Below are 22,887 nucleotides of genomic sequence, written 5' to 3' on the forward strand. Positions count from 1 at the left end.
TACATGATTTGGTATAATTTTTCCTAGCGAATGACGAATGATTTTAAAAGCTCTCATTCCAACTCTTTTCTTGGCTTTGCTATAAATTTCAAGAATTAATTTTCTATTTCACGCTTTGAAGGCTTCTTGTTCATGAAATTATAGTAGGTAGAACGATTGACATGTAACACCTGACAGAGCATAACTTTCGGGTGTTCAAATCGAAGTCTATAGACTGCTTTTAATCTCACTTGGAATTTTGCATGAATATGGCACTCGCTTTTTTTAAGATAAGATTTTCATCCTTTAGTTGGGCATTCCTTTTTTGTAATTCTTGAACCTGTTTCGCAGTCAACACCGTATTATCTTCAAGACGAACTTGAGAGTACTGATTGATCTATTTTGCAAGAGCAGAAACGGAGACGCCATAGTCTTTACAAAGTTCGGATTGAGTTTTGCCTGTTTGGTAGAGATTGACAAGAGATTTTTTAAATTCCTCGTCGTAACGTTTAAATCCTGACATAAAAGTCCTTCCATTTTTGTGTCTACTTTTTTAGAAGAAATAGCTAGACTTTTTGATGTTTCTGTTAGTTATCTTCTTGGAGAAACTCAATTAGAATGTAAAGGGTCATGCTAAAATGTAGGAAAATGGTCATTGAAAATGTAGGTTGAAATTAAAAAGTGATATGCTTTTCTTTATGCGAAAAGATATCTTAGAAAGCCTCAGTTTACATTTTATGAATGACACAAAACCTAATTTTTCTGACCTTGCACGTCGATATAATTGCGACTATCGTACAGTTAAACGTTACTATGAGCTTGGACAAGTTCAAACCTTGGAGGAAGCTTCAAGACGTCGTGTCCCACCCTCACTCATAGAAAATTTCAAAGCCAAAATTAACGAAAAGATTGACCTTGGGTGTTCTGCTCGTTCTATCTTCTATTTCATCCAAAAACAAGGCTATAAAGGTTCCTACGTGACCGTAAGGCGCTATGTGAAATCGTGTAAGACAACCAAGAAGCACAAGGCAACACTTCGTGTTGAAACCTCTCCTGGACTTTCTGCTCAGGTTGACTGGAAAGAAAGCCTGAAGATGATTTCTAAAAACGGCGAAGTCTTCACAGTCAATATCTTCTGCTATGTCCTTGGATACTCTCGAATGAAGTATCTTCAATTGACGACGGATCGTGAACAATCTACCCTGTTTGATTGTTTAAACAATGCTTTCTTCCAACTTGGCGGTATCCCTGAGGAAATTTGGTTTGATAATATGAAGACGGTCGTGGACCATTCTAAAAGCCAATTCACGCATGCAGTATTCAACGAAACCTTTAGGCAATATTCCAAAGACGCTGGCTTTCATCCCATTGCCTGTCGTCCATTCAGACCACAAACCAAAGGGAAAGTCGAAGCTCTAGCACGTACAGTTGACCGCTTGCTGGTTTTCAATCATGAATTTGAAGATTTAACGGAACTTCAAGAAATTGTGACCATGTTTATGGAGGATTTGAACCATAACGAACAGTCACAAGCACTGGGTTGTCCTCCTGCCTTACGTTGGCGTGAAGACAAAGAAAGCTTCAAAGCTTACGATGATGTAGAACTTTCTGTCTATGCTCAACCTAAACCGGAAATGATTCGTAAAGTCTCTAAAGAATCCATGGTGCTCTATGAGGGGAGGAAATACTCGGTACCCCTCTCAAGCATTGGACACAATGTTATTCTAGAAGTGAGTGACGGCTATCTTGAAATCTATGACGGTGGACTTTTAGTCTCTGAACATCAATTGACCGACAAAGCCTTTAACTATCGCAGAGAAGATTATATTGAAATTGCTAAATCAGATGTCTATAGTCATTTAACAGAAGAAGCCTTGGAAGCCAGAGTGAATGAAAACCTCTTGGCTTACGATGAATTGTGAGGTGAGCCATGACTGTTTATCACCAGGTGTTGAATCAACTCGAAGAGCTTCACCTTCTTCAATTTAGAAATTCCCTTCCCGATTATTTGGAGGAACACACCGATATTTCTTTGCTTGACGGTCTTCACGACCTGCTTCATCAAGAATTATCTGGACGTGAACAAGAACGACTCAAGAAACGCTTAAAGAAGGCACATCTCCCTTATAACAAACGGTTGATGGACTTTGATTTCCTGTTTCAACCCAAGCTCAATAAGGCAGAAATTGTGGATTTACATACCCTTAGATTTCTGGATAACAAGGACAATATCCTCTTCAATGGAAATAGTGGCGTAGGTAAAACGCATTTAGCGATTTCTCTTGCTTTAGAAGCTCTAGATAAAGGATTCAGTTCTTACTTTATCCTCAGTAACGACTTGGTCAATAAATTGCTCAAAGCTCAAGAGAAGGGCACTTTAGAGCGAGCCATTAAAAAATACGCCAAGTATGATGTGCTTGTCATTGATGAAATGGGTTATCTTCCCTTCTCAAGAGATGGAGCTACTCTACTGTTTCAGCTGATTAATGCACGTTATGAGAAAAAATCAACACTCATCACGACCAATATTCCACTGTCTCAGTGGTCGGATTTCTTACAAGATAAGAAGCTTACCAATGCCATTATTGATCGTTTGGTTCATCATTCAAAAGTCATTCCGATTATGGGTGATTCTTACCGAATGAAAAACTACAAAGAAAGAAAAACAAGAACCACAACTAAAAAGTAAATGTTCATTGTGCATTGTGACCAAAAACCTACAATTTTCATGACCATTTTCCTACATTTTCAATGACCAAAAAACAACATTTTTAAATGACCCTTGACAATTAGAAGAACAGGAAAACGAAAATAAGATCATACAGTTTAATCAGTCCTTATATGAGATTAAAGTTTTTGCAGATCAGTGTCTTTCAGATGACCAGTCTACCTAGTATAGTTTATTGGACAAAGTGGGTGAATCATGATTATGGAGTGCCCATAATAGGAGATTCTATGGATCCTGATTATCATAATAAAGATATTGCATTGATCCATGAACAATCGTGTCCAGATTATGACGGTCAAGTTTGTGCTGTTATTGATTTTGATAGAGGTGGAAGCTTTATCAAATGTGTAACAGTGGAAGCTGAATTTCTTCGTTTAGTTTCTTTAAACCGTTCCGTAGATGATGACTGCAATTTACTCTATGAAGATATTTTACTTATTAGAACTGAAATAGAACTGAAATAGAACTGAATCAACGAAAATACTAGGAAAAGTTATTGAAAGTTTTACTCCAGTGAAGAAAAAAGAAAGGAGCATTAGCTGCTTTTTTATTAGTTTATATTATCATCGCAAATTGAAAAAATTGGGATACCATATAAAAAATAAAGGGAGCAGCAGGCCGTAGATGGCTTGTTGCTCCCTTTTTTGGTATAATAGTAAGGTAGAGTTTATGAACGTTAGCCCCGATTGGAGGTGATGCCATGGTTTTAGTGGCAATTCCTCACAAAACATGAAAGGCGAAAATTTTTTGACTGTTTACCAGGCATTGAGTCTTATGATTGCTTTTGCAACATTAATGATTCTTGTCATAAACACAAGGGTTCTGTTGCAAAGTTTAAAAATCAAATACCAGGTTTATAATCCTTCTTGTTCTTAAGCTAATATTCCCATTAAGACCTTAATCTCAGTAGATACCGAAAAGCCGAAGAGCGTTCCATTTCTTCGGTTCTTTTTGTATATTCCTCGAATGGTTTCCATGCCCTTAATCGTGGTTGAGGCAGTTCGTAGACTTCGATAAAATTTATTGCGTCGTTTGATTGGTCGATGGTCTTGCTCAATGAGGTTATTGAGATACTTCACGGTTCGATGCTCTGTCTTAGTATATAAACCGTTACTCTGTAACTTTCTAAATGCAGAACCAATAGAGGGCGCTTTATCCGTGACAATTACTCTTGGTTGACCAAACTGTTTATGTAGTCGTTTCAAGAACGCATAAGCAGCTTGAGTATCCCGTTTCTTTCGTAGCCAGATGTCTAAAGTCAATCCATCCGCATCAATTGCACGATAGAGATAATGCCAACGACCTTTGATTTTGATATAAGTTTCATCCATTTTCCACGAATAGAAGGACTGTCTATTTTTCTTTTTCCAGAGATGATAGAGGACTTTACTGTATTCTTGTACCCAACGATAAATAGTTGTGTGACAAACGTTAATCCCACGATCATAAAGGAGTTCTTGAATTTCACGATAGCTTAGATTGTAACGTAGATAATAACCAACAGCGACAATAATCACATCTTTTTGAAATTGTTTACCTTTAAAATAGTTCATTGATCTATCCTCGCTGTCTTTTTTATTCATTTTACACTAAAATAGACTCATCAGAAAACTTTGCAACAGAACCACTTCTCTTATTTTAGCTTTGATTTTTAGATAGAATTTCATCACTTGACCTCCTTACTCTGCTTGGAATTTTTTATAAAATAGAGCTTCACTCAATGGGGTTGGTTTAAAATTTCCTTGTGCAAGAATTTTTTTCACATCCTCAAACTTTATTTTGGAATAAAGTAAGCCTGACTGAGGATAGGCTTTTGGATTTTTATAAAGCACCACATCATAAATGGGGCAATTGCTTGTCGCAAAATGTTTCTTGACATCAATAAAACCGTATTTTTTTGATGTCCCTTGGTCTTTTGTCATTTTATTCTCTTTTCTTATATTTTTGTACAAAAAAAGACAACTATAAAAATAGATGCCTTGTTTATCTTTTGTTTTCATAAAAATAACTGGTTGGATTCACTCTGAAAGTTCAAATAATAATAGCATTGTTAAACAAAAAATTAATGCTAATAAAATAAATTTAAAACTCATTTGTTTTTCCTTTTTTGTAATATTTGGTCGTCCATCGGACGTTAATAAAATTAGTCGCAGGGTTTATAGTTGACCCCAAACTCAAAGGCACTTTTACAGCGTCACCGACCTTTGTTGTAGCATACCCATACCTCGCAGGCAGAAAGTTCATTCCCCATATATTGCATCTGACATTGCCATGTTAGGTCTCACAACTCCTAACTTCTCTGTTGAATGGCTTTCTTTATATACGTTTATTCAAAGATAAACGGTGCAAATATGTGCAAAGCAGGACAAGACCTCACGATCCAGACTACTTCACACTCCCTTTAGTAGCTACGCTGATAAGAGGGGCAGACATTGGCATTTTACTCTCGTCAAGAGTCTACCAAGCTGAGTATTCAATTGTTGGTCGTCTTACGCTTCGCTTAGTCTTGTGCTACTCTTTCACGCATTGGGCGACACTATTGAGAACAGGGGAATCGAACCCCTACTTCTTTTCAGAAGGTCAACCTACTTCTCTAAAAAAAATTACTTAATAATTAGTGGAATTTTTAAATAATCCTTAAATAAATATATAAAGCAAAATACCAGAATAATGCCAAGAATAATTACTTGTAAAAAGTCGAACAAAGAAGGTTCTCTCTTCTCCAACTCTTTTTCTACTTTTACCAGATTCATTTTGTTTTTCTTCTTGCTCATAGCACCCTCAATTCAGCAAATTTACTTTTACGCTCCGCTAGGATACTGTATCCTGACTTTCCTTTTTTAAGAATCTGTCGTATCTCTTGAAAGTTTTCTTTTCTTTCAATCATCACAGGAAGCTTTGTGTTGCCGTCTGAGACTATGAGATAGGGATAAGTTATCTTTCCCTTTCTACCATCGAAAAGTTGTACCACACTACCGTTAAAGCGTCTTAAATGTCTTGGCATCAAAACAAAGTTTTTTGATTCTATTTTCATCCATAATCCCCCTTTGAATTAAACTCATTTTCAAAAATACGAATTTTTTTGAAAATTGAATATTGGATTTAAATTGCTTTGGCAGGAGTCGAACGCTGCTCTTTCTTCAAAGGGTTTGAGTAGAAAGATATACCACTATACAAAGCAAGAAAGCAGTGGATGCTGCAATAAGCAGACTAACCACGCAAAGCGGATGAAAGGAATTGAACCCTTCAATCTGTAAATTCCTATTCACCTTAAAAATTTACAGCACCATATCCGCAAAAAAGAGCGTTAAACACTAACGCCCGCATGGAATTTAAGAAAACCCCATGCTAAATAAAGCCGTTGCTTTCCCTTGATATAAATGATATAATAGCAGTATTCTACATTGCTTATAGTTTCATTTGACAAGGTGCATCAGGCACTTTTATACGATGTTTACTTTAGGGTTTTCTCCTTAATGGTTTTTCAACGTATCAAGTGAGAACTTAAGAGACATGTACCTTAGTTTACTCAGACATTCGTCGAGTGTGGACTGAGGTATTTTTTATATAATTTTTTAGTGAAAAGTCTCAAATTTTCCCTATGAATATATAATAACTCTTAAAGAGTTATTTGTCAAGTAATAAAATTATGAAAGGAGGAAACTGATTAATGGAATTCTCTGAGAGATTGAAAAAATTACGTTTAGAAGCAGGGTATACTCAAAAAGAATTAGCTGAAAAAATAAATTTAGCTTCACAAGGAGCTTATAGAAAATACGAAACTGGAGAAGGAAAACCTAGGGCTGCAAAACTAGAAAAACTTGCCTCAATTTTCAATGTCCCTGTAAGTTATCTTCTTGGTGAAACAGATGTTCGCTCCTCTTATGAGATAGTTGAAATTATGGAAAAACTGTCTGAACCAAGGCAATTAGAAACTGTGGGTTTTGCTAAAAATAAATTAAAAGAGCAAGAAGAAGAAAATAAAATCATACAGTTTAATCAGTCCTTATATGAGATTAAGGTTTTTGCAGACCAAGGCCTTTCAGCAGGTAAAGGAAATGGTATTTCAGATGACCATTCTACCTATATCGTTTATTGGACAAAGTGGGTTAATCATGATTATGGAGTTCCCATAAAAGGGGATTCAATGGAGCCTGATTATCATGATAAGGATATTGCTTTAATTCAAGAACAACCTTTCCCAGATTGTGACGGTCAAGTTTGTGCTGTGTTAGACTTTTCAAAAGATGCAAGTTATATTAAATGTGTAACAGTCGAAGATGAATTTCTTCGTTTAGTCTCTTTAAATCGTTCTGTAGATGACGAAGGTAATTTGCTCTATGAAGATATTTTACTTCCTCGAGATGAAACAACAAAAATACTAGGAAAAGTTATTGAAAGTTTTACTCCAGTGAAGAAAAATGAAATTTAAAATAAAAAAATCGACTTGCCTTAGCAAGTCCTTTTTATTTATTTATCTTATATATTTTGAACTTTTGAACTTTTGGGGGAAAAAAAACTCAGCAATACTCAGCTTTGCGGGGTTTTTATTGATACAAAATAATATGTATAGTGATACAAAAAACTATGTATAGTGATACAAAAAACTATGTATAGTGATACATTTTGTATTGACAGTGTATCAATGTTGTGTTATAATAAATCTATAAAAATAAAAAAAGGAATAAGTCATAGATGAATGATTTAGAAAAAAGAAATGTAGTTGAGCATAATGATTTAATTACCAGTGTTGCCAAAATGGATAAAGTTCCGTTGAAAATTTTTGAGATAGCTGTTTCTTACATCGATACAGAAAATCCACCAGAAGATAATATCGTCTATTTATCAAAGCAGGAATTATTCGAGTTTTTTGATGTATCAGATAGTAATAAGCACAGTCGTTTTAAAGAGGCAATAGAAAAAATGCAAAAGCAAGCTTTTTTTCAAATTAAAGAAGAGAAAAAAAGAGGTTTTAAATTTAAGAGCATTGTACCAATTCCCTTTGTAGAATGGAATGATTATAATAGTCAAGTAATTATTAGATTTGACCAAGCAATCATGCCTTATTTGATTGATTTAAAAACAAATTTTACCCAATATGCAATTACAGATATTATGGAGCTCAATAGTAAGTATAGTATAATCTTTTATAAGTTGCTTACCAAATCATATAATCAGTATGAACATTATCAATACAAATCAAATCGTACAAAAAAACAATTGTTGGAATATAGAAATCCTCAGTATAGTATTTTAGAATTAAGAGAAATAACAGACACATTGGATGAATATAAACATAGTTCGAATTTCTTTAAAAGAGTAATTGATGAACCGTTAAAAGAAATTAATGACAACACTCATTTCAATGTTACCTATGAAAAAGTAAAAAAAGGTCGCAGCATCGATAGTATAATATTTCATATTGATAAGAAAATTATTCTGAGTGATAATGATTATAAAAAAGAACAAGATGATCCTGAATATTTGAAATCGAAGGCAAAACAAAATATGGATGATGCTGAGTATTTCAAACTTGCAATGGAAAGTAAATATACAAGATTACTTATAGAGAATTTTCTTTTAAATCCAATGGAAATGACCGATATTAATCTTATGGTTGGATTACAAAAAAATGTATATCCATTATATCAAGAATTAGAGAAGATAAAAGGAGATAATGGTCTCCTTATACATTTACAATATGTTCAAGATAAACAAGAGGGTTATTCAAAAAGAAACACAGCAAAATATCTAAAGAAAACAATAGAAAGTTACTTAAGTTCAATAATGCAAAAAGAAAATTTAGGGGTGCATAAATGAAAACAATTAGTTTATTAAATTTAAAGGGTGGAGTTGCAAAAACAACGACAGGTAATAATTTAGCAAAAGGCCTAGCAAATAAAGGAAAAAAAGTATTGTATATAGACACAGATATGCAGGCAAACGCTACGAGTATATTTTTAGATGAAGAGCGTACCAGTCCTGATTTTATAGGATTTGCAGAAATTTTGCTAGATGAAAAATTAGAAGATGTTTCAGAATATATCTATAACGTTGATAAAAATTTAGACATGATAGGTTCAAATTTGTCTGTTGCAGAGAGTGAGTTAAAAATTCGAAGTTCATTCAATAGAAATACTTCAAATATTGTCAATAAGATAATAAAAAAAGTTTCTTCTAAATATGATTATTGTATTATTGACTGCTCTCCAACAATAAATCTTATTACATTGAATATTATTATTGCCAGCGATGAGATTATTATTCCGATAAAAATTGATAAATTCGCATTGGAAGGTTATCAAACTACACTAAATAACATTGAACAAATCATTGATGATTATGAACTTGATACAGAACTTACTATTCTCTACACAATGGTAAACAGGAATAATATTGATAAACAAATTATGGAACTAATTTCTGGTAATCGTTTTGATACAACTATTCGTTTTCAAGCAAAACCTATCACTGAAAATGCACTAAATAATGTTGTATTAATTGATGATAAAAGAGATACAAGTGTAAAAGAAGATTATTTATCTCTAGTAGATGAAATAATAAGTAAGGAGGGGTAAATATGGCAAACAATTTTGGCTTCACTGATTTGATAAAAAAAGATGAGCATGAAAGAAAAAAAACAAATACAAAAAATATTCCAGTAGATGAAATAAAAGAAAATGAAAACAATAATTACGAACTTGTTGATATAGATAAATTAGCTACAAGTATAGAAGAGCTAGGATTATTACAACCGTTATTGGTCAAAAAAAGAGGGAAATTTGAATATGAATTGATTGCAGGACATAGAAGATTTACTGCGATTAAAAAACTTATTGAAGATGATAAACTCCCTTCAGATTATGAAGTACTATCTAAGATAATTGACTCTTCAGAGAATGAAATAATAACAAGACTAAAATTGCATGAAACAAATCTACAAACTCGATCACTTCTAAATATGGAAGAAAGCGAAAAAATTTCTATCGTTGAAGATTATATGAATCTAATCGAACAAGCAAAAAAACAAGGAATTGAATTAAATGGCAAACCAATAAAAGGCAAAACAAGAGAACTTGTGGCAGAAAGATTTGGAGTAAGTCACTATACGGCTCAGAAGATTATCCGAAAAGTTAAAGAGGGAGGAGAAAAAGAAAAAACAAAAAAAGTTAAAAGTGTCAGTACAGTAACTCAACTAAAAAAAATTGTTAAGCAAATTGAAAAATTGGAATTTGAGAATACTGAAGAAGAAACAAAAATTAAAGAAGGAATAATTAAACTTTTAGAAGAGAAAGCCAAATAAGGCTTTCTTTTTTTGCAAGGGGGCAAAGTTTAGCCCCTAATTCAAAATATAGAACATCAAAACATAGGGGGGCAAAGTTTAGCCCCTAATTCAAAATATGAAACATCAAAACATAGGGGGGCAAAGTTTAGCCCCTAATTCAAAATATGAAACATCAAAACATAGGGGGGGGCAAAGTTTAGCCCCTAATTCAAAATATGAAACATCAAAACATAGGGGGCAAAGTTTAGCCCCTAATTCAAAATATAGAACATCAAAACATGGAGGGCAAAGTTTAGCTATGTGTCCACCAGAGTATACTACAAAAGTTCATTTACACTTTCTGTTATAATGGGATTTATAAAAGGTCAATTAAGTTGAGCATTGCGTTCAATCAAAGTAATGTGATGAATGGATGTCAGTTTGCCAGAGCCTATAAAATAATTAAAGAATTGAGGGTAAATTTTGAGTATGTATACTTTTAGAAGAACCATAAATTTAGGAGACAGAGTTGAATAGAAGAAAGTTTTTAATATTTTTATCCATTTGTCTTACGTTGACTACAGTAGGATGGTTTATTTATCTTGCTTTAGTTTTGCATGATTATATTACATTTTGGGTTGGACTCGTTATAACCCTTATTTATAGTGGAATTATAAGTTTTAGACTATTAAATTTTAACCGTATTTCAAAATGGGAAGAGATACCCGAGGAGCTTCAAAAAGAATATGGGGGTGTTACAACTCAACTTCTTCAACGGGAAAACATCAATCTATTTATTCTCCTGAGCTTTTTCTTTAACCTTTGTGCAAGTCCAGTCATGGTAAAATCTACTATTTTTTCTGCTTGGTTGATCCTCACTCTCTTGATTGCGATTTACTTGTTACGTGAGCTAGAACATACGACCTATATTGAGGAACAACTGCCTCAGTCAAAGAAAAATAAAATTATTACGGTTCTCGTTTATTCCTTACTGATGATTATCATTTTTATAAATTCACTAGTAAATGGATTTTCTGTTCATGAACTGTCATCTCAACCTCTTGATTCAGCTTTTGGAAAAGTCTTCACTCTCTTTCTTCTTTGTAGCCTTTGGCTATTTATTGTATGCTTTACGTGGAAAGAATGGTCAAGTCAGCGGTTCTTTAGATATCTCCAATACTTTATTTTATCTTTCTCTCTTGTTTTTTTTGTTGGACGTTTGGTAATATATAATATCCAGCATCATGCGGTTTACTATTCCAGTCAAATGAAGCATGATAAATACAATGATCCCGTTTTAATCGCAATGATGGATTTTGCAAAAACAACTGACTTTCCAGATACGGTGACTTATAAGCAAAATTATGATGAAAAAGAAATAAAGGCAAAAAACTTTGGTGGTTATGCACTCTATCATAATGATGTTTCTTCTCATTCGGTTTATGATTCTCAATATACCTTCAGAAGTGATGATTTATTTATGCAAATTTCAGATAAAGGATATTTTGAAATTTATACAATGTCCCTCCTTAATAAACCTGGATATAAAATTTTAAATGATGAGGAATGTTTACGCTCTATTCAGGATTGGGTAAAGAAAACAGAGCAAGAAACACTCAAAGAACAGAGCAAGCCGCTCATAAATTTACAATTTATATATAACATGCTCTATCAGAACAAATTTAAATAAAAGGGATCAGTACCTCTTTAATTGAGATTCTAAGGCATATATGAGTTAAAAATCTTAGTTGCACAATAATCTCAAATTTTAGCAGAACTCTAAAAGTTCTGTTTTTTGTTAGATAAATGAAGAGCCTGCATTACACTCAAAGTAAATTTTAAGTCTACTTATAACTTATTTTTGAGTATCATGGAAACTTCAGTAAAAATAAGTAACAGCTTCTAATAGATTAAATAGTGGGTTTATACTAGCAAATTAAAAAATAAATTAGCTAGTATTTGATTTTTAAAAAGAAAAGGCTTACAATGTATTTGTTGGTGACTCCAATAATTACATTTAACAATACTTGGTATTCTTGAAGAATATCTAATATCGTTAAAGGGCAGAACGAAGCCATGATATTCGTTCTGCCCTTTTTAATTGACAACCTAACTATTTTAAAGGAGAAAAAATGTATTTATTAATTAATGCTATAGGGATAATAGTTTTTGTTATTATAGCTTTCATGTTTTCCAAAAACAAATCAATGATTAACTGGAAATCTATATTAATATTATTGTTTATTAATTTGTTTTTAGCTTGGTTTTTAACAGAGTTTTCTATTGGTCGAGCAATTGTTCATGAAGCTGCAAACGGCTTTGTTGAGTTAGTTGATATTGCTTATGAAGGTATTGCGTTTGCTTTACCTGACTGGGTTCATGTTAAGCAGATGAATTTTGTAACGTCAGTCCTACTGCCAATTTTAATGATTGTACCTCTTTTTGATATATTAACATATATAGGGGTGTTACCTTTTGTCATAAAATGGATAGGAACTGGGCTATCTAAAATTACGGGGAAACCAAAGTTTGAATCATTTTTTTCTATGGAAATGATGTTTTTGGGGAATACAGAAGCGATTGTTGTTTCTTCTCTCCAATTAAATAAAATAAATAAGGAACGCACGTTGACTATTGCTATGATGTCAATGAGTTGTGTGACAGCTTCTATTATTGGAGCATATATTACTATGATGCCTGGAGAATTTGTATTATCAGCCATACCAATTAATATAATTAATGCACTTTTAGTATCTAGTATTTTGAATCCCGTACAAGTTACCGATCAAGAAGATACAATTGCTAAGTTAGGGGAAAATACTGGCTCACTTAGTACTAATACAAGTGATATTGAAGATGTTAAAATAAAAAAAGAACCGTTCTTTTCATTTTTAGGGGATTCTATTCTTAACTCTGGAAAGTTAATTTTGATTATTACAGCAAATGTTATAGCATTTGTTGCTCTTGCGGCCCTTGCTAATAAAATACTTGGTCTTATTAACCCCTGGTTATCTTTGGAACATGTACTAGGTTTGATCATGTTTCCTTTTGCATGGCTGATGGGATTAAATGTCCATAATTCTTTTGAACTAGCACAGTATATGGGTACTAAATTAGTAACAAATGAATTTGTTGTTATGGGTCAAGTATCAAATCTTATAAAAAACTTCACGCCTCATTATCAAGCAGTTTTAACCGTATTTTTAACGTCATTTGCTAATTTTTCTACCTTAGGAATGATAATAGGATGTCTTAAAGGTATCGTCAATAAAGAAAAGAATGAATTTATTGCAAATAATATTGGGTATTTAATTCTTTCGGGAATACTAGTTTCACTTATGTCTGCAGGAACGATAGGATTGTTTGTATGGTAGTTTAATCAATAGACTTGAAATAATAATTAAAAGAAATAGTATTCTAATATAAATATAAGGAGAAATAATGACATACAGAATGGTAGACCTGATTCAAAAAAAACGTGATGGCGGTCACTTTGAGAAAGCTGAAACCGATTGGCTTATCTCTGGTTATGCGACCGGTGAGGTTCTGGATTACCAAATGGCAGCACTTGCTATGGCGATTTATTTTGAAGGTATGACGACAGAAGAAACAGCCAACTTAACCATGGCCATGGTTTCCTCAGGTAAAGAATTTGATTTATCAGCTATTCCTGGTGTGAAGGTAGACAAACATTCGACTGGTGGTGTAGGTGATAAAGTAACAATTATTTTAGCACCTTTAGTAGCGAGTTTTGATGTCCCTGTCGCTAAAATGTCTGGCCGTGGTTTAGGACATACTGGTGGAACATTAGATAAGTTAGAATCCATTCCTGGATTTGAAATTGAAAAAACAGAAGAAGACTTTATCACCCAAGTGAAGAATTCCAGAATCGCGGTGATTGGTCAGTCTGATGAGTTGGTTAAAGCAGACAAGCTTCTCTATGCCCTTCGGGATGTGACAGCCACAGTCGATATTATTCCATTGATTGCAAGCTCGATCATGTCTAAGAAAATTGCTTCGGGGTCAAATGCCATTTTGCTTGATGTGACTGTTGGCGACGGTGCTTTCATGAAGAATCTCGAAGATGCCCGACTTTTAGCACGTACAATGGTTGACTTAGGAAAGGCTGTTGGTCGTGAAACAGTGGCTGTTCTAACAAATATGAATCAACCTTTAGGATATGCTATAGGTAATCGTAATGAAATTACGGAAGCTGTGAATACGCTAAATGGTAAAGGAACATCAGAGTTCCGTCACTTTATCGCGGAACTGGCTCAAATTATGCTTGCATTAGCAGGTGTAGAAAAAACAGTTCCAGAAATCATCGAACACCTTGATAATGGTAAAGCTTATGCTAAATTTCTTGCTATGTGTGAAGCACAGAACGGAGATGCAACAGCATTTAACCATTTGACTGCAGAGTTAAATGTGGCACATACTGTTGAGATCTATGCTGAACGTGCAGGTTATATCTCACAAGAAAAAGCGATGGGTGTCGGTATTGTGGCGATGAAGCTAGGTGCAGGACGAGCAACTAAGGCAGATACAATCGATTTTGAAGCTGGTGTTACTCTTGCGAAAAAAGTAGGCGATTCAGTCCAAAAAGGTGATCTTATTGCTACACTTTATAGCAATCGTGCAATTTCTTCCGATTTGATTGCGGAGTTTAAAGACAATATCGAAATTTCTGACCAGCAAATTCATGCACCTGAAATTTTGGAAGTTATTCGCTAGCAAGATTTTACATACAGCATCTAGAAATTGAGTGTCACTTATTTTCTTATGTGTTGAATAGAAAATAAAAAAAGCTTTATATCCAACAAACGATGGGATTCAAAAAAGAAAAATAGGATTGCTTATCCTTTTTTTTGTCGTTGTTCTTCTGAAAGTTTTAAACAATCTTCTATCAAATTCCACAAAGTAAATTTTAAGTCTACTTATAATTTATTTTGAGAAATGTTATAATAGCAGTAAAAACACGAGTAAATTTTACATGTAAATTATATCGTTTTAAAAAAAGGAATTTTTATGGCAAATATTGGATATATTCGAGTCTCTTCACAAGATCAAAATTTAGACCGGCAATTAGAGATGATGTCGGAACAAAACATCGATAAACTTTTCCAAGAAAAAGTGAGCGGAAAAGATACGCAGCGCCCAGAGTTTCAAAAATTGTTGAAGTATATCCGTGAAGGAGACCAGGTCATCGTCACCTCTCTTGATCGACTAGGTCGTGATTATGAGGATATAAAAAATACAGTTGCTTTTATGAAGCAGAAAAATGTCGCTTTGAAAATATTAGATGCACAGTTTTTAGATTTTAACACAGGAAGTGAACTTCTCGACAACGCCATGTTTGATATGTTTTTATCTCTTCTAAGTTACATCGCACAGAATGAACGTGAGAAAATACGAGAACGACAGCGCCAAGGCGTACTCTTAGCAAAGCAAGCAGGACGATACAAAGGACGCCCAACAGAATACTCTCTCAACTCGGCAGACCCTCAAAAAAAGTTAGTTTATAAAGCAGTAGTAGATATGCTAAAGGAAGAAATCCCAGTGGCAAAAATAGCCAAAAAAAATGGTCTTTCTCGACCTACCGTTTACAAAATAAAAAAAGCAAATGGCTTATAAAATATCTACACTAAAAAAAAGGAGAACATCAGCGTTCTTCTTTTGTCTTGTTTATGGTCGATGACGACGATACTCTTTTGGTAGAAATATCCGTATTTCATCTTCATTATACCCAATAAAGTGATTATTGTCCTCCATAATAATTGGAGTGGGCATGACGTAAGGATGTGAGAGTATGAAGTCTAGCGCTTCATTGAGGGAAAGATGTTCCATATATTGTAGAGCTTCTTTAACTTCTGAGCTGCTCTTTCCTGGGCGTTTCACAATAGATTTTAAACCCTCATCGGAATGTTGGAGGAGTTTGATAAGGTCACTCTTGGTCATCTTACTAATTTGTAGTTTTTCTACATCAATATTATATTTTTCAAACCAAGCAAATGCACGTCGAGAAGAACCACAGCTTCCTCTATAATAAACTTTAATCATCTTTCATCCTTTATTTAACTTTACCTATTGTATCATAGCAGAGAAAAATATCATATTTGGTTTATTTAGTAACATAATTTTACTTTCTATGTTATAATAAAAGTAAAGAAAAAGGACTTGCTCGATATAAGTCCCATGTAGCCGTTTTAAGAACGGTAGCAATACTACTTAATCAATGACCAATAGCTCTGCTAAGCTGAACGGTCATTTTTTGTTACTTGTGTTTAAGACAAGAATCATTAATGTTGCAAAAGCAATCATAAGACTCAATGCCTGGTAAACAGTCAAAAAATTTTCGCCTTTCATGTTTTGTGAGGAATTGCCACTAAAACCATGGCATCACCTCCAATCGGGGCTACCGTTCATAAACTCTACCTTACTATTATACCAAAAAAGGGAGCAACAAGCCATCTACGGCCTGCTGCTCCCTTTATTTTTTATATGGTATCCCAATTTTTTCAATTTGCGATTATATATTTTTCAATTTACTTCACAGAATTCCACGCTACACCTTCATATTTCCATTCTTTCGGTGCTTTTGTTAAAACACTCTTCTCATAAGAATCTGCTGTCATAAAGTGAGCACCAATACCTGCTTTAGGATTAAAGAGGCGATAAACTGGTTTTCCACCTGCTTTTGGTGTATAGAAAGCAACTCCTTCGCTCTTCCACCCTTTAGATGTCAAAACTTTAACCTCAGTTGAATCTGTCGTATTCAAATGTTCTCCTGATTTAGGATTATAAACACGATGGACAGTCACAGTCGTAGAGTCCGATTTTTTATACTCTTTAAAGTTTATACCTTCGCGAACCCAATCACTTGAAAGTTCTGGGAGATGTTTGTATTCATAAGCATCAGCTGTATAGAGATGTTCCATTGATTTTTTATTATAAAGACGATAAACATTTACCACTTCTTGTTTAGAAGGTGGAGTTGAATTTTCTTTATAAACATAAGTCACAGTTTGTGCTTGGTCTGACAGAGTCCCTTTTCCATTAGCTGGGAGCTTGCTTTCGTCTAAAGTGTAACCTGGAATTTTTAGCTTATAAGCATTTGTTGTGGCATCATAGGGATCTCCTATATTACCGCTGATAGTTTGAGAGGAAACATTGGGAAGCTTTCTACCATTTTCATCAACATATTCTACTGTAACATCTTGAGCAGGACGTTTTATTGGTTGCCAAACATAGGTATCGGCCACACCGGTCTGACTTCGACTGATCAAGTCCGCGGTATCCCCTGACCAAGTTCCATTTGGTGAAGCTGGGGTACCTGTTCCGATACTTTGCCATTTCCCTGTGTAATTGGCATTAATGGGAACTGAATTTAAACCTACTGAACCACCTAATTTTATTTTGGAACCTAGACTGAGCTTATGAATAGGATCTTCCCCTAACATATATCCCATGTCAATCACGTTTAAGGTATCAAACGAAGATAAGTCTAAAGTCGTTAAACTAGAACAACCTTGAAACATATAACTCATGTAAATCACGCTAGAGGTATCAAACGAAGATAAGTCTAAAGTCGTTAAACTAGAACAACCTTGAAACATATAACTCATGTAAATCACGTTAGAGGTATCAAACGAAGATAAGTCTAAAGTCGTTAAACTAGAACAACCTTGAAACATATAACTCATAGATGCCCTGCCAATCACGTTAGAGGTATCAAACGAAGATAAGTCTAAAGTCGTTAAACTAGAACAACCAGAAAACATAGAACCCATGCGAGTCACGTTAGAGGTATCAAACGAAGATAAGTCTAAAGTCGTTAAACTAGAACAACCAGAAAACATAGAATTCATGTAAGTCACGTTAGAGGTATTGAAATTGTTCATTCCCTCAATATTATTCACATCATTTAGTTGAGCAAACAATCCTGAAGAATTCTCAGACGCAATAACTGCTCCATCAAAGGAAATCTTTTTAATATCTGACTTATAGGAGTCCCATGGCGATGTTGACCTGTTTGTATCTGCAAGCGTCCCTGCACCTAAGTGCAAGGTACCTGCGGCATCAATGTTCCATGCCACTGTCCCATTTGTTCCTGAAGCAATATCTGCGAGATTAGAAGAAGGGCTCTGTTGTGCTTGAGCGGTGGACTTCTTCTGTTGTTGGGTAGTCGTTCCCGACGGTTGTGAACTAGCTACGTTTTTCCTAGGAGTCGATTGACTTTGAGGGGTTGAGGCAGGTTCTGACGTTTGAGGTGCAGAACCCTTTGAACTGGAGGCTGGGGGAAGCGTTGAAGGAAGTGGCTTCGACGGTGTGCTTGAAGTACTCTTGGTTTGTGGTGAGGGGGTCACCTCTGTGGCTGTCGCAACAAGCGGCGTAGTGGAAGACAAACTTAAGATTCCTGCCGCCAATAGTAATGAAGATTTTTTTATCATGGTTATTCCTTACTATAACAATATAAGTTAAATTTGAGTTTTAAATTATTGGATTAACTCCATTTTAACACAGATTTGACCAAAGCACTACTTGAACAACGTGATTTGAATGACTTCTTTCGTGAGCAACTTGAATTTGCCATGAATCACCTGCTTCAAGCAGAACTTTCAAGTGTTCTTGGCTATGAACCCTATGAACGTTTTGAAGGTCCGAATGCTCGTAACGGTGCATATTCTAGAAGTTTTGACACTCGCTATGGCAAACTCAATTTAACCATTCCACGTGACCGTTTAGGTATTTTCCATCAACACCTGATTCCTGACTACAAGAGACGTTCTGACCATTTGGAAGAAGCCGTCATCCAGCTTTATTCCAAAGGCATCACAACACGTGAAATTGCAGACTTAATTGAAAAAATGTATGGCAGCTATTATTCCCCTGCGACCATATCAAATTTGACAGAAATTGTCGATGAACAGGTCAAAGCCTTTCATCAACGTCAAATTTCAACGCAATATGCTTTCATATATCTGGATGCAACCTACTTACCTTTGAGGCGTGATAGTGTGTCTAAAGAGCCCATACACATCGCCTTAGGCATTACCCATACAGGAAAAAAAGAAATTCTGGCCTATAAAATCGCACCTACAGAAAGCTTGGAAATTTATCAAGAATTACTTGACCAGTTGAAAGCACAAGGATGTTGCGATGTTCTTATGTTTCTAACGGACGGATTCAAAGGGCTGTCAAATGCAATAAAGCAGAATTTTCCAAAGGCTAAGCACCAACATTGTCTGGTTCACTTGGCACGAAATATCTTTCAATCTGTTCGAGTAAAGCACAGAGTAGCCATTATGGAGGATTTCAATAAAATTCGTAAAGCCCAAGAGGTGAACGATGCCAAACAAGCCATTCAGGATTTGCTGGATAATTGGGCAAAACTCTATCCAAAGCTGTCAAATGTGATGGAAAAAAATGACTTATTGACCTTTTTGGAGTTCCCTAAAGCGATTCGTAGCTCTATTTATTCTACAAATTTGCTTGAAAGTTATAACAAAGAACTCAAACGTCTGGCCAAGAAACACATTCAGTTTCCAAATGAAGCTGCTCTTGAACGTTTCTTAGTCACACAATTCATGAAATATAACAGCAGATTTGAAGAGAGAACACATAAAGGTTTTGCTCAAATATCTGATACTTTGGAATCCATGTTTTGTTAACTCAAAAATCACTTACCAAATTTACACAAAATATTTGACACTCTCCAAAGACTTTAGATATACAGATATTATTGGAAAAAAAATAAATAATAAAGAATATAAAATTATTAAGCAAAATTCTAGAAAGAAAGTCCTATATCTTTTAATAGTAAGTACTGATAAGGAAGGTTTATATAACGTTCAAAATAAATCAGAGAACTTTACTGAAATAACCTACCAGTTTAATAGTATTAAGAATTAAGAATTAAGAATAATGAATAAGGCATCAGATCATTAAAAATTATATGAATATATTATCTTAATTGTACTCAGCATAAAAGTTAAAAAGAAGGTGCAATTATACTTGCGAGTTAAAAACAACTTGCAAATGCAATCATCAATGTTAAGCTGTCTGAGACACTCAAAAATTTTTGCCTTTCTAGTTTGATAGGGAAACACCTATTTTGAACTGGTTATTTAAAATGATATAATAAAGAAAAATATTAAATGGAGATGTCAGTAATGGGACTAACTGGGAGTTTTATACGATAACTGCACTCTATAGAAACAGCACCAGGTTCTGTTCTATAGAGTAATAACAACCTAATTGAAAATATGAGGTGAAAAAAGTGAGTTATCTAAATCGAGAAGGATTTAAATTACAATATAGTCAAAAAGGCGATATTACCCAGCCACCAGTGATGGTCATTGGAAGTGAAATCTATTACAAACGTCTATTTAAAAATAATATTTTTAACAGCTTAAACTTAATTTTTATTGATCACCGTGGGTTTTCAATAGCTGAAAATTCGACTTATCTTTTAGAGGATATTGTTGAAGATATCGAAGCGATACGCGTGCAACTGGGTATAGAAGAGATGTATTTGCTAGGACATTCAGGTCATGGTTTTATGGCAATGGCTTATGCTAGTAAATATGAACAACATGTTATTGGGCTTATTTTATCTAATTTAGCGCCAACCAATACGCAAGAACGCCAAGATGGTAGCATTAAATACTTTGAAGAAACTGCATCAGAAGAACGCAAATCTTATTTTTATAAAGAAATTGCGAAATTAAAGACAGATATCGAAAATGATCCAGATAATCGTTTCAGTCATATGAATATTCGAATGCAAGCCCACAGTTTTTATAATTTTACCTTTGATGGTGCTTATCTTTGGGAAGGTGTTCTCAATAATATGCCTGCTTTAGACTATTTATGGGGAGAAGCCTTTGCAACATTTGACACCCCAATTTTCTTATCTCATTGGAGCAAGCCAGTAATTTTGTTACTAAGTGACTATGATTACTTGGTTAGTCCGACAAACCTTTGGGATACAATTGTGAGTGAAAATCAACTTGAAGTTATTAAATTTGATAAAAGTGGTCATAACCCCATGTTAGAAGAACCTGAGATGTATTTTTCAGTTCTGTCAAAATTTATTCAACAATAATATTTAAACGTTAAAAGCAAAGTGCTTCTTTGTAAAACGGATATAAAATTATAAAAAACTGCTAGTCCCATTGTACTGCACCTCTAAAGTTAGACAAAAAATCTAACATTTAGGGGTGTTTTTCTATGAAATTAACTTATGACAAAAAAATTCAAATCTACACACTTCGAAAAAAGGGGCGTAGCTTAAGTGGAGTTGCACAGGACTTTGATATCCAAATATCTAATATTAGATACATGCTTCAGTTGATAGAAAAGTACGGTATAGAAATTGTACATAAAGCGAAAAATAGAGTTTACTCAAAAGAATTAAAAGAAGAAATCATAAATAAATTCCTCATTGAAGGGCAATCACAATACCAAGTCTGCTTGGATTATGCTCTTCCAAGCCGTGGAATGTTAACCAACTGGATAGGAAAATACAGAAGATTTATTTGATTTAAAACGAGGTTTAATCGTTGACACTTTAGGGAGTGTCATAGACTTGATAAGTCGTAAGATATGTTCTTCAGACTCCAATAATTCTTGAAACCAATAACCATTTCATTGGTTATCATGAATATGAAATACGGAAATTTCTACCAAAGGAGTATCGACGATGTCGGCTAAAATAGATTTCTTGAACACAGAGTAAATATAATTACTTTAATAACGCCTTTTATTGTCATAATAGAAAATACATGATATAATAAAGTTAAAGAAAAAGGACTTGCTGCAAACAAGTCCCATGTAGCCGAGTAAAAGTCGGTGGCACTAACAAGTTCAAGAACCGTTAACTAGCCAAAGTTGAGACGGTTCTTATTTTTTTGTGATTTTTTCAATCAACAAGATGACAAACGTAAGCAAACTGATTAGGAAACTACAAATTGCAGTCACTAACATTGCTACAGCGGTTCTGTTGCAAAGTTTAAAAATCAAATACCAGGTTTATAATCCTTCTTGTTCTTAAGCTAATATTCCCATTAAGACCTTAATCTCAGTAGATACCGAAAAGCCGAAGAGCGTTCCATTTCTTCGGTTCTTTTTGTATATTCCTCGAATGGTTTCCATGCCCTTAATCGTGGTTGAGGCAGTTCGTAGACTTCGATAAAATTTATTGCGTCGTTTGATTGGTCGATGGTCTTGCTCAATGAGGTTATTGAGATACTTCACGGTTCGATGCTCTGTCTTAGTATATAAACCGTTACTCTGTAACTTTCTAAATGCAGAACCAATAGAGGGCGCTTTATCCGTGACAATTACTCTTGGTTGACCAAACTGTTTATGTAGTCGTTTCAAGAACGCATAAGCAGCTTGAGTATCCCGTTTCTTTCGTAGCCAGATGTCTAAAGTCAATCCATCCGCATCAATTGCACGATAGAGATAATGCCAACGACCTTTGATTTTGATATAAGTTTCATCCATTTTCCACGAATAGAAGGACTGTCTATTTTTCTTTTTCCAGAGATGATAGAGGACTTTACTGTATTCTTGTACCCAACGATAAATAGTTGTGTGACAAACGTTAATCCCACGATCATAAAGGAGTTCTTGAATTTCACGATAGCTTAGATTGTAACGTAGATAATAACCAACAGCGACAATAATCACATCTTTTTGAAATTGTTTACCTTTAAAATAGTTCATTGATCTATCCTCGCTGTCTTTTTTATTCATTTTACACTAAAATAGACTCATCAGAAAACTTTGCAACAGAACCGTGTAGAGGGATTAAGAAGGAAACGTCAAAATAAAACTCATGTTATTTGCAACATGGGTTTTATTTATTAATAAGTCAGTTGTCGAAATATCTAAATTTATAAATATAGAT

Annotated in this window: 22 protein-coding genes and 1 pseudogene; 15 read left to right on the plus strand and 8 right to left on the minus strand. The window is 34.2% G+C overall.

The features are described from left to right. Positions 1-36 precede the first annotated feature (36 nt). Positions 37-502 (minus strand): annotated as a pseudogene (locus tag PYW30_RS10345) (transposase); the annotation flags it as partial. 175 nt (positions 503-677) lie between these two features. Between PYW30_RS10345 and istA the strand changes: the two are divergent. The 4 genes from istA to PYW30_RS10365 all read left to right on the plus strand — a co-directional run bounded on the left by istA (position 678) and on the right by PYW30_RS10365 (position 3,583). Further along, positions 678-1,901 carry an IS21 family transposase gene (gene istA, locus PYW30_RS10350; RefSeq protein ID WP_042219892.1) on the plus strand — a complete coding sequence of 408 codons (1,224 nt, stop codon included), beginning with the start codon at positions 678-680 and terminating at the stop codon, positions 1,899-1,901. A gap of 8 nt (positions 1,902-1,909) precedes the next feature. Continuing rightward, on the plus strand, positions 1,910-2,668 hold the full coding sequence (gene istB, locus PYW30_RS10355; RefSeq protein ID WP_042219889.1) for an IS21-like element helper ATPase IstB: 759 nt from the start codon (positions 1,910-1,912) through the stop codon (positions 2,666-2,668). A 266-nt stretch (positions 2,669-2,934) separates the two neighbouring features. After that, positions 2,935-3,171 carry a hypothetical protein gene (locus PYW30_RS10360; RefSeq protein WP_052370200.1) on the plus strand — a complete coding sequence of 79 codons (237 nt, stop codon included), beginning with the start codon at positions 2,935-2,937 and terminating at the stop codon, positions 3,169-3,171. Between the two features lie 265 nt (positions 3,172-3,436). Further along, entirely contained in the window at positions 3,437-3,583 is a 147-nt protein-coding gene (locus tag PYW30_RS10365) for a putative holin-like toxin (RefSeq protein WP_275090571.1), read from the plus strand. On the opposite strand, the gene PYW30_RS10370 is transcribed toward PYW30_RS10365, so the two are convergent. The 3 genes from PYW30_RS10370 to PYW30_RS10380 form a co-directional block, all read right to left on the minus strand. Continuing rightward, the gene (locus PYW30_RS10370) at positions 3,580-4,260 is read right to left on the minus strand and encodes an IS6-like element ISS1S family transposase (protein ID WP_010890648.1); all 681 of its coding nucleotides are present in this window, start codon (positions 4,258-4,260) and stop codon (positions 3,580-3,582) included. The genes PYW30_RS10365 and PYW30_RS10370 overlap by 4 nt on opposite strands. Positions 4,261-4,386: 126 nt before the next feature. After that, positions 4,387-4,707 carry a hypothetical protein gene (locus PYW30_RS10375; RefSeq protein ID WP_232254469.1) on the minus strand — a complete coding sequence of 107 codons (321 nt, stop codon included), beginning with the start codon at positions 4,705-4,707 and terminating at the stop codon, positions 4,387-4,389. Between the two features lie 770 nt (positions 4,708-5,477). Next, entirely contained in the window at positions 5,478-5,741 is a 264-nt protein-coding gene (locus tag PYW30_RS10380) for a hypothetical protein (RefSeq protein WP_042219770.1), read from the minus strand. A 636-nt stretch (positions 5,742-6,377) separates the two neighbouring features. Between PYW30_RS10380 and PYW30_RS10385 the strand changes: the two genes are divergently transcribed. From PYW30_RS10385 to PYW30_RS10420, 8 genes are all read left to right on the plus strand, one after another. Continuing rightward, positions 6,378-7,139: a helix-turn-helix domain-containing protein gene (locus tag PYW30_RS10385; protein WP_042219772.1), complete on the plus strand. Its 762-nt coding sequence runs from the start codon at positions 6,378-6,380 to the stop codon at positions 7,137-7,139. 263 nt (positions 7,140-7,402) lie between these two features. After that, entirely contained in the window at positions 7,403-8,527 is a 1,125-nt protein-coding gene (locus PYW30_RS10390) for a RepB family plasmid replication initiator protein (RefSeq protein ID WP_042219774.1), read from the plus strand. Continuing rightward, the gene (locus tag PYW30_RS10395; protein WP_042219777.1) at positions 8,524-9,285 is read left to right on the plus strand and encodes a ParA family protein; all 762 of its coding nucleotides are present in this window, start codon (positions 8,524-8,526) and stop codon (positions 9,283-9,285) included. The genes PYW30_RS10390 and PYW30_RS10395 overlap by 4 nt, the downstream gene beginning before the upstream one ends. A gap of 2 nt (positions 9,286-9,287) precedes the next feature. Continuing rightward, positions 9,288-10,010 (plus strand): ParB/RepB/Spo0J family partition protein, encoded by a 723-nt coding sequence (locus PYW30_RS10400; protein ID WP_042219779.1) that lies wholly within the window; start codon positions 9,288-9,290, stop codon positions 10,008-10,010. A gap of 490 nt (positions 10,011-10,500) precedes the next feature. Then, positions 10,501-11,661: a hypothetical protein gene (locus tag PYW30_RS10405; RefSeq protein ID WP_232254468.1), complete on the plus strand. Its 1,161-nt coding sequence runs from the start codon at positions 10,501-10,503 to the stop codon at positions 11,659-11,661. 442 nt (positions 11,662-12,103) lie between these two features. After that, positions 12,104-13,345 carry a NupC/NupG family nucleoside CNT transporter gene (locus tag PYW30_RS10410; protein WP_042219782.1) on the plus strand — a complete coding sequence of 414 codons (1,242 nt, stop codon included), beginning with the start codon at positions 12,104-12,106 and terminating at the stop codon, positions 13,343-13,345. A gap of 67 nt (positions 13,346-13,412) precedes the next feature. Further along, positions 13,413-14,705 (plus strand): pyrimidine-nucleoside phosphorylase, encoded by a 1,293-nt coding sequence (locus PYW30_RS10415; RefSeq protein ID WP_042219784.1) that lies wholly within the window; start codon positions 13,413-13,415, stop codon positions 14,703-14,705. Positions 14,706-14,999: 294 nt separating this feature from the next. Beyond that, the gene (locus PYW30_RS10420; protein WP_042219918.1) at positions 15,000-15,605 is read left to right on the plus strand and encodes a recombinase family protein; all 606 of its coding nucleotides are present in this window, start codon (positions 15,000-15,002) and stop codon (positions 15,603-15,605) included. A 51-nt stretch (positions 15,606-15,656) separates the two neighbouring features. On the opposite strand, the gene PYW30_RS10425 is transcribed toward PYW30_RS10420, so the two are convergent. The 3 genes from PYW30_RS10425 to PYW30_RS10435 form a co-directional block, all read right to left on the minus strand. Then, positions 15,657-16,031, minus strand: a complete 375-nt coding sequence (locus tag PYW30_RS10425) for an ArsC/Spx/MgsR family protein (RefSeq protein WP_042219915.1) — start codon at positions 16,029-16,031, stop codon at positions 15,657-15,659. 204 nt (positions 16,032-16,235) lie between these two features. Further along, positions 16,236-16,337 carry a putative holin-like toxin gene (locus PYW30_RS10430; protein WP_255204113.1) on the minus strand — a complete coding sequence of 34 codons (102 nt, stop codon included), beginning with the start codon at positions 16,335-16,337 and terminating at the stop codon, positions 16,236-16,238. 179 nt (positions 16,338-16,516) lie between these two features. Beyond that, the gene (locus PYW30_RS10435; RefSeq protein ID WP_197911523.1) at positions 16,517-18,421 is read right to left on the minus strand and encodes a BspA family leucine-rich repeat surface protein; all 1,905 of its coding nucleotides are present in this window, start codon (positions 18,419-18,421) and stop codon (positions 16,517-16,519) included. 75 nt (positions 18,422-18,496) lie between these two features. Between PYW30_RS10435 and PYW30_RS10440 the strand changes: the two genes are divergently transcribed. The 3 genes from PYW30_RS10440 (at position 18,497) to PYW30_RS10450 (ending at position 21,515) form a co-directional block, all read left to right on the plus strand. Continuing rightward, on the plus strand, positions 18,497-19,642 hold the full coding sequence (locus PYW30_RS10440) for an IS256 family transposase (RefSeq protein WP_197911522.1): 1,146 nt from the start codon (positions 18,497-18,499) through the stop codon (positions 19,640-19,642). Positions 19,643-20,250: 608 nt separating this feature from the next. Continuing rightward, on the plus strand, positions 20,251-21,078 hold the full coding sequence (locus PYW30_RS10445; protein WP_211363281.1) for an alpha/beta fold hydrolase: 828 nt from the start codon (positions 20,251-20,253) through the stop codon (positions 21,076-21,078). 125 nt (positions 21,079-21,203) lie between these two features. Then, the gene (locus tag PYW30_RS10450) at positions 21,204-21,515 is read left to right on the plus strand and encodes an IS3 family transposase (RefSeq protein ID WP_052370202.1); all 312 of its coding nucleotides are present in this window, start codon (positions 21,204-21,206) and stop codon (positions 21,513-21,515) included. A 507-nt stretch (positions 21,516-22,022) separates the two neighbouring features. Here the strand turns inward: PYW30_RS10450 and PYW30_RS10455 are convergent. Beyond that, entirely contained in the window at positions 22,023-22,703 is a 681-nt protein-coding gene (locus tag PYW30_RS10455) for an IS6-like element ISS1S family transposase (protein WP_010890648.1), read from the minus strand. Positions 22,704-22,887: the final 184 nt, after the last annotated feature.

Origin of the sequence: Lactococcus garvieae subsp. garvieae (assembly GCF_029024465.1) — a bacterium.
In the GTDB taxonomy this organism is placed as follows: domain Bacteria; phylum Bacillota; class Bacilli; order Lactobacillales; family Streptococcaceae; genus Lactococcus; species Lactococcus garvieae.

What these genes read in the sequence shown, in the direction of transcription:
- istA (WP_042219892.1), top strand. Translation starts at nt 678, where the DNA reads ATGCGAAAAGATATCTTAGAAAGCCTCAGTTTACATTTTATGAATGAC.
- istB (WP_042219889.1), top strand. Translation starts at nt 1,910, where the DNA reads ATGACTGTTTATCACCAGGTGTTGAATCAACTCGAAGAGCTTCACCTT.
- PYW30_RS10360 (WP_052370200.1), top strand. Translation starts at nt 2,935, where the DNA reads ATGGATCCTGATTATCATAATAAAGATATTGCATTGATCCATGAACAA.
- PYW30_RS10365 (WP_275090571.1), top strand. Translation starts at nt 3,437, where the DNA reads ATGAAAGGCGAAAATTTTTTGACTGTTTACCAGGCATTGAGTCTTATG.
- PYW30_RS10370 (WP_010890648.1), bottom strand. Translation starts at nt 4,260, where the DNA reads ATGAACTATTTTAAAGGTAAACAATTTCAAAAAGATGTGATTATTGTC.
- PYW30_RS10375 (WP_232254469.1), bottom strand. Translation starts at nt 4,707, where the DNA reads ATGAAAACAAAAGATAAACAAGGCATCTATTTTTATAGTTGTCTTTTT.
- PYW30_RS10380 (WP_042219770.1), bottom strand. Translation starts at nt 5,741, where the DNA reads ATGAAAATAGAATCAAAAAACTTTGTTTTGATGCCAAGACATTTAAGA.
- PYW30_RS10385 (WP_042219772.1), top strand. Translation starts at nt 6,378, where the DNA reads ATGGAATTCTCTGAGAGATTGAAAAAATTACGTTTAGAAGCAGGGTAT.
- PYW30_RS10390 (WP_042219774.1), top strand. Translation starts at nt 7,403, where the DNA reads ATGAATGATTTAGAAAAAAGAAATGTAGTTGAGCATAATGATTTAATT.
- PYW30_RS10395 (WP_042219777.1), top strand. Translation starts at nt 8,524, where the DNA reads ATGAAAACAATTAGTTTATTAAATTTAAAGGGTGGAGTTGCAAAAACA.
- PYW30_RS10400 (WP_042219779.1), top strand. Translation starts at nt 9,288, where the DNA reads ATGGCAAACAATTTTGGCTTCACTGATTTGATAAAAAAAGATGAGCAT.
- PYW30_RS10410 (WP_042219782.1), top strand. Translation starts at nt 12,104, where the DNA reads ATGTATTTATTAATTAATGCTATAGGGATAATAGTTTTTGTTATTATA.
- PYW30_RS10415 (WP_042219784.1), top strand. Translation starts at nt 13,413, where the DNA reads ATGACATACAGAATGGTAGACCTGATTCAAAAAAAACGTGATGGCGGT.
- PYW30_RS10420 (WP_042219918.1), top strand. Translation starts at nt 15,000, where the DNA reads ATGGCAAATATTGGATATATTCGAGTCTCTTCACAAGATCAAAATTTA.
- PYW30_RS10425 (WP_042219915.1), bottom strand. Translation starts at nt 16,031, where the DNA reads ATGATTAAAGTTTATTATAGAGGAAGCTGTGGTTCTTCTCGACGTGCA.
- PYW30_RS10430 (WP_255204113.1), bottom strand. Translation starts at nt 16,337, where the DNA reads ATGAAAGGCGAAAATTTTTTGACTGTTTACCAGGCATTGAGTCTTATG.
- PYW30_RS10435 (WP_197911523.1), bottom strand. Translation starts at nt 18,421, where the DNA reads ATGATAAAAAAATCTTCATTACTATTGGCGGCAGGAATCTTAAGTTTG.
- PYW30_RS10450 (WP_052370202.1), top strand. Translation starts at nt 21,204, where the DNA reads ATGAAATTAACTTATGACAAAAAAATTCAAATCTACACACTTCGAAAA.
- PYW30_RS10455 (WP_010890648.1), bottom strand. Translation starts at nt 22,703, where the DNA reads ATGAACTATTTTAAAGGTAAACAATTTCAAAAAGATGTGATTATTGTC.